This window comes from Pseudomonas entomophila, from assembly GCF_029193575.1.
GTDB classification, from domain to species: domain Bacteria; phylum Pseudomonadota; class Gammaproteobacteria; order Pseudomonadales; family Pseudomonadaceae; genus Aquipseudomonas; species Aquipseudomonas entomophila_G.
In genome coordinates this window covers 1-2,038 of the sequence record NZ_JARGCS010000018.1, presented here as the reverse complement: position 1 = coordinate 2,038, position 2,038 = coordinate 1, and the positions used below count along the sequence as shown (strand labels likewise).

Sequence of the window (2,038 nt, the reverse complement as noted above, 5' to 3'; positions counted from 1 at the left end):
GTAAGCGATCCATGAACCCCACCTACCGCAAGGTGAGACCATCGTTTACCGTGGCATTTCCGGTGAACAGTTCCAGGGCAACAGAGCTTCATATTCTGCCACCGACTGCGCACCGGGCAGCCGCTCCAGTACGTGGCGCAGCCACGTATAGGGCTCTTGGCCGTTGATCTTGGCGGTCTCGACCAAACTGTAGAGCTGCGCGCTGGCCGCGGCACCCTTGGGCGTGTCGCTGAACAGCCAGGCTTTGCGGCCGATCACAAATGGCTTTATGGCGCGCTCTGCCGGGTTGTTGTCGATCGGCAAATACCCAGCCTCCACATAACGCTCCAGCCGACTCCAATTGCTCGCCAGGTAATTCACAGCCTTGCCGAGCACACTTTGCGGCGTCACATGAGGCTGAGTTTTATCCAACCAACTTTTCAATTGCCTCAAGATCGGCAGGCTCTTCTCCTGCCGGCCAGTCAATCGCTGCTCATCACAGGCGTCCTTCAGTTCACGCTCGACGCCATACAGCTTATTGATCAATGCCAGCGCCATATCTGCTCGCCCGGCTTTGCCCTTGGGCTGCACCTTCTGAGCTTCAACAAACTTGCGACGCGCATGCGCCATGCACGCCAATCGTTCGACACCCGGCTGTAACGCCAAGGCGTTGTAGCCGGCGTAATCGTCCGTCATCACATAGCCGCGATAACTTTCCAGCAAGCGCAGCGGCACCTCCTGCGCACGGCTGCTGGTGTAGTCGAACAGCACGACTTTTCGATCCGATGGCCCACTGGCTTGCACCCACATCCAGGATTGACTGGTCGGGTCTCGATCCGGTTCTTTAAGGACTTGGACGCGCGTTTCATCACAATGGATGACCGGGCTTTCCAGCAATCGGTCGCGCATCAGATTCAGCAGGGGTTGTAGGTGCTCACTGCACTGAATCACCCAGCGCGCCAAGGTCTGACGCGGAATTCCGATACCGTGTCGGCTCAGCACCGTTTCGAAACGGTGCAGCGGTAAGCCATCGACATACTTGGTCGTCAGCAGCATCGCCAGGACGCTCGGACTGGCCATGCTCTTTTCGATCAACTGAGCGGGCTTGTCAGCGGTGACCGGAGCGGTTTCACAACTACGGCAACCGTAAACTTTACGGATGTGTTTGAGCACCCGGATCTGCATCGGCACGATATCCAGCTGCTCGCTGGTTTCTTCACCGATCACATGTTTGCGGCAACCGCAGGCACAGGCCAGCTCGTGTTCGGGCAGTTCGTGGATGACTTCAATGCGCGGCAGGTCAGCAGACAGCGGTTTGCGTTTGCCGCGACGCGGGGTCGGGCTAACCACTTCCTCGTCGTCATCGGGCTGAGGCATCGCCACGCTCTCCGGCTCGTTGAACAACGCAAGTTGCGGCGTGTTGGACTCAACGGTCTGCTCGGACTTGCGACTGAACAGACGGTCGCGCAGCAACTTGATCTGCTCTTTGAGATCGACGATCTGGCCCTTATCGACCGTGCGCTCCATCAATAACTGCGCAAGCATCTGCTTGAGCAGTACGGGGTCATCGGGGAGGTCTTCGGGCATGGAAATCATGCCCCGGATTATACCGAATCAGGCGACGAATCGCGGCGTCAAAACCTGATGCGGGCGATTGCGCCAGAGGTCAAAACCGTCGAGTAACCAGTTCAGTTCCTGGACGGTGAGGACAATCGCTTCGTCGGTGGCGTCAGGTGATGTTTTGAATCGCTCGGATTCCAGGCGTTTGAGCCAAAGGCAGAAGCCGTTGCGCTCCCAGTACAAAATCTTCACGCGGTTGCGCGGCTTGTTGAGGAAGACGAAAAGCACGGGGTCGAACACCGCCACCTTGATGTCCAACTCGACCAGCGCGGCCAGGCCATCGATGGACTTTCGAAAGTCGACAGGTTTGGGATAAAGGTAGACTTTTTCGACTTTGGCGTCGGGTCGCATCATGGCCCGCGGGCTCCGGAAAGAAATCGGGAGCACAGCATCGGCGATCAGATGAGCGCTTTGAATGTGGGGTTCATGGAGCGCTTAC

2 protein-coding genes are annotated in these 2,038 nt (G+C 57.8%); both read right to left on the bottom strand.

Annotated elements, in window-relative coordinates; genetic code table 11:
• Positions 1–45: 45 nt before the first annotated feature.
• Entirely contained in the window at positions 46–1,575 is a 1,530-nt protein-coding gene (gene tnpC, locus P0Y43_RS09050; protein WP_275636956.1) for an IS66 family transposase, read from the bottom strand.
• A gap of 18 nt (positions 1,576–1,593) precedes the next feature.
• Positions 1,594–1,953, bottom strand: coding sequence for an IS66 family insertion sequence element accessory protein TnpB (tnpB, locus tag P0Y43_RS09045; protein ID WP_004883347.1), 360 nt, complete (start codon positions 1,951–1,953; stop codon positions 1,594–1,596).
• Between the last annotated feature and the right edge of the window lie 85 nt (positions 1,954–2,038).

Excerpts from the sequence above, each read along its gene's own strand:
- tnpC (WP_275636956.1), bottom strand. The coding sequence starts at position 1,575 with ATGATTTCCATGCCCGAAGACCTCCCCGATGACCCCGTACTGCTCAAG.
- tnpB (WP_004883347.1), bottom strand. The coding sequence starts at position 1,953 with ATGATGCGACCCGACGCCAAAGTCGAAAAAGTCTACCTTTATCCCAAA.